Genomic DNA, 827 nt, shown 5'->3' with positions numbered 1-827 from the left:
TAGGCTGATGAACGATCAAACGTGACAGTGTTCTGACTGGCAAGAGTGAAAGCAAGTTGCGTACACAGTGTACTAACGAACAAGGTTATGGGTGTAATCGTTTTGTTAGTTAGTCGTATAAACTAATAAATCGTTGTATTACACATCGCAGCATTGAGATGCATACCACCTTGCATACTCAACTGGCGGCAGCTAATATCTGCGCCGTGGCGCTGACTGGCGGTGAGCCGTTGATGAGGCACGATTTCTGGGAGCTGGTGGATGCCATTCGCGCCCAGCATATTGCCGTTATTCAAGTATATAGCAACGGGCTACTGCTTACTGATGAAGTGCTGGCTGGATTTAAACAGCGGGGCATGCACTGCGAATTTGTTATTTCGTTTGATGGTTGCGATTGTCACGACTGGCTGCGGGGCGTGCCCGGCAGCGAGAAAAAAGCGGTGGCAGCCATGCGGCGCGTTAAGGAACACGGATTTCGGCTATCGGTTGCAACGACACTGCACGCAGGCAATATTGCCAGCTTGCAGCCTACTTACGAACTGCTGAAAAACATTGGCGTAGACTCCTGGAAAACGTCTGAAGTAGTTGAGGCAGGTAACTGGAAAAAGCAGGGCGCTGAACGCCTGTCGTCAGATGTGCTGTATCAGGCATACCTAAAAATCTTGCCGCAGTATATGGCCGACCAGGCGCCTTTCAATCTAATGCTGGGCAGTTTTATCTACTGTAGCCAACACAGTAGGAAGTATATCAACCCCTATCAGCGGGGTGACGGCACCGAAAAGACACTTCGGCAGCCGCTCTGCCGCTGCTGTCGGACAGTGGCGTAT

At 50.7% G+C, this 827-nt stretch carries 1 protein-coding gene; it reads left to right on the top strand.

Translation table 11 applies throughout. The annotated features are described in order from the left end of the window. Positions 1-158: 158 nt before the first annotated feature. Positions 159-827 (top strand): radical SAM protein (locus AC29Z1_RS12940; protein WP_488271869.1); only part of this gene is annotated, 669 nt, incomplete at its 3' end.

The sequence above is a fragment of the Sporomusa sp. genome, from assembly GCF_057736855.1.
This window is presented reverse-complemented; position numbering and strand designations above follow the sequence as displayed.